The sequence below is a fragment of the Candidatus Woesearchaeota archaeon genome, from assembly GCA_020854775.1.
GTDB lineage: Archaea > Nanobdellota > Nanobdellia > Woesearchaeales > 21-14-0-10-32-9 > 21-14-0-10-32-9.
In genome coordinates, this window is the sequence record JAHKLZ010000037.1 from 1 (window position 1) to 2895 (window position 2895).

At 36.0% G+C, this 2895-nt stretch carries 5 protein-coding genes; all 5 read right to left on the minus strand.

Translation table 11 applies throughout. The annotated features are described in order from the left end of the window. Nucleotides 1–185 (minus strand): hypothetical protein (locus KO361_05220; protein ID MCC7574967.1); only part of this gene is annotated, 185 nt, incomplete at its 3' end. A gap of 61 nt (nt 186–246) precedes the next feature. Next, nucleotides 247–930 (minus strand): 50S ribosome-binding GTPase, encoded by a 684-nt coding sequence (locus KO361_05225; GenBank protein ID MCC7574968.1) that lies wholly within the window; start codon nt 928–930, stop codon nt 247–249. After that, nucleotides 923–1168, minus strand: a complete 246-nt coding sequence (locus KO361_05230) for a ferrous iron transport protein A (GenBank protein MCC7574969.1) — start codon at nt 1166–1168, stop codon at nt 923–925. Before KO361_05230 ends, KO361_05225 begins: the two co-directional genes overlap by 8 nt. 20 nt (nt 1169–1188) lie before the next feature. Next, a complete protein-coding gene (locus KO361_05235) occupies nt 1189–1431 on the minus strand; it encodes a ferrous iron transport protein A (protein MCC7574970.1) in 243 nt (80 codons plus the stop codon). Nucleotides 1432–1505: 74 nt separating this feature from the next. Further along, on the minus strand, nt 1506–2895 hold a 1390-nt coding region (locus KO361_05240), incomplete at its 5' end, for a ferrous iron transport protein B (GenBank protein MCC7574971.1).

A 2895-nucleotide genomic window follows, 5' to 3' on the forward strand; every position in this document is an offset into this window, starting at 1 on the left:
AAACAGATGCACGCAGATTGATCCTTTTCTTTTTTTCTAATCAAAGTAAATAAAAAACCTGTCTGTTTATTTTTCATTTTTCTTATAATCTTTATGAGTATGACAGTAACTACACATTCCACATGACTTACATGATGATTTGCCATTACTAATTTTAAATAATTTTCGATAAATATAATAAGCACTTAGCATTCCTATAACTATTAAAACTATATTATCCATAACTTTTTTCCCTTTAATATTTTCTCATTGTTCAAGAAGATTATTTGCTTCAGCATCACCAGCAATAAATTTGACTGCCAGCCATCTGGGATTATATTTTAAAAACCTGGCATCAGTGGAAATTTTTTGCTCCAATTTCTTTAAAACCGGTTCTAAATTTTCCCCATAATCAACTCTAAAAGAGTTTTTATATTTAACTTTATTAATGCAGGCATTTAAAATAATCTGTCTTAGTTCTTCTTTTCCCTTTCCTTTTTGGGCAATTGTAGGCACTACGGTTGTGCCTAGTTCTTCACTTAGTTTATTTATGTCAATTTCAAACCCTCTTCCTTTAGAAACATCTATCATGTTTAAAACAACAATTATGGGAACATTCATTTCCAGGAGCTGAAAAGTTAAATTTAGATGGCGATCAAGGTTGGAGGCATCAACAATATTGAGAACTAAATCAGGATTATCCTCTATTATGAAATTGCGAGCAATTCTTTCTTCCAAACTATAGGAAGTTAAGCTGTAAGTCCCTGGCAAATCAACTAATTTTATTTTTTGTCCTTGATCCGAATAAAATCCTATTTTCTTTTCTACTGTAACACCAGGATAATTAGCCACAAATTGCCTGGCCCCGGTCAACATATTAAAAACAGTAGATTTACCAGAATTTGGCTGACCTGCCACAGCAACAATGTATTCTTGTTTATTGTTATTCATAAAAACTCACCTCAATATGTTTAGCCTCAGCATGGCGGATACTAACATAATAACCTCTAACTTCAAGTTCAACCGGGTCGACTAAAGGAGCATTTCTAATCACTTTTATTTCGACACCAGGAATAAATCCCATATCTAACAATCTCTGACCGGTAGCTCCTTCTAAATCAATATCAACTAACTTGCATTGCTGACCAGGTTTTAATTGGTCTAAATATAATAACCTGCTTACCGACATTGGTCTCTCCTCCTTTATACTTACTGTTCAACCATAATCTTCCTGGCTATTCCATGCCCAATTGCCAGTGAAGTGTTTGCTACTCTAACCAAAAAAGGGCCTGGTCTTCCGGAAGTTATTACTTCAATTTCTGAACCTTCATTAATGCCCATATCATATAAATGTTGAAGAAACCCTGCTCCATGGTTCCCGGTAAAAACAATTTGACCTTTTTCACCTGCTCTAAGTTTTGCTAACGGTATAATTTCTGGTTGTTCAAACATTAATCTTCATCCTTTCTTATTCTATGTTCTATAAAAAAATTAATTTTTTAAAACAAAAATTTTTCAGTATTAACTTACAGGTAATTTTCAATTTCATCATCTTTGTTTTTAACAAAACCCATTATTATCATTACAATAATTGCCAAAATGTAGAACCATACTAAAGCCTGCAAACCGGTAAGTCCTAACAAATTGCCACCGCTGAAAACAAGAACAGCAATCAAAGTACCTAAAATAATTGGGTAAAAGATTGCAAATAGCATCCATTTTGTGCTGCCGGTTTCCAGCCGTACAGCTAGTAAAGTAGGAATACAGGGTGGATACATAGCCATGAATAACATAATAGCCAGTGCATGTAGTGGCGTCCATCCCTTTTCCTGTTCGGCAACCCTGTCTTCCAGGCTATCGCCTTCATCTGATTTATAAATACTACCTAAAGTTGCTACGCTGCTTTCCTTAGCAGCAAAAGAACTAATCAAGGCAATATTGACTCGCCAGTTAAATCCGGCATATTTGGTTATAGGCTCTATCTTACGACCGACAAAACCAAGAACACTGTTAATAAGCGTCTGGTCATTTATATCTGCCCTAATCCCTCTTCTATTTCGGTCAAATTGAGTAAATGCCCTGGCAGTCTGCATTGCCTCTTGATCCCGCTGGAGTTCTCCGTCTACTCTGTATACTCCCCTATTGGCAATTTTAAAGAAATCCTCATTTTTTTCTCTGAACCTCTGGTCAATTGCTTCTTCTTTTTGTGTGCTATCTGCCCTTCTTCTGGCAATAGTGTAATTATTGTTATAATTAATAAATTCTTCTAAACTATCTCCAGAAAGCACTTCATGATAGGTAGAATCTTCTCCCAAATCATTGTAAAAATTACTGACAACCTGCTCCATTTGCGCCTGGAAATCATTTTTTGACTCCTGATTTAAACCCGGAAAATTGGTCAAAACAAAAACTAGAATCATTACCACTGCTACTACGGTGATAATCTTTTTAAAAAATAACAACAATCTTTCAATACATCTTCTTAAAATACCGCTAATGGTAGGTAAATGATAGGGTGGCATCTCCAAAACAAAAGGTGCTTGCTCTTTAGTCTTTAAAACTGTTAGGGATAATAGTTTGCTGACACTAAGAGCAATTACCAGGGTAATTGTAGCCATAAAAAACATCACAAACCCCTGATACTGGACAAAAAATATACCGATTAGCAAAAGGTATAAGGGAGTTTTGGCCAGACAGTTCATGAGCGGGACTATAAGAATGGTTGCCAAACGTGCTCTTTCATCTTTTATCCCCCTGGTAGCCATAACTCCTGGGATAGCACAACCGCCAACAAATACGCCACCCAGCACAAGTGGAAACAGTGATTGCCCATGGAGTCCATAATGGCGAAAAACACGGTCCATAATAAAGGTCATTCGCGGAATATAGCCAACATCTTCTAGAATTGCCACCAGG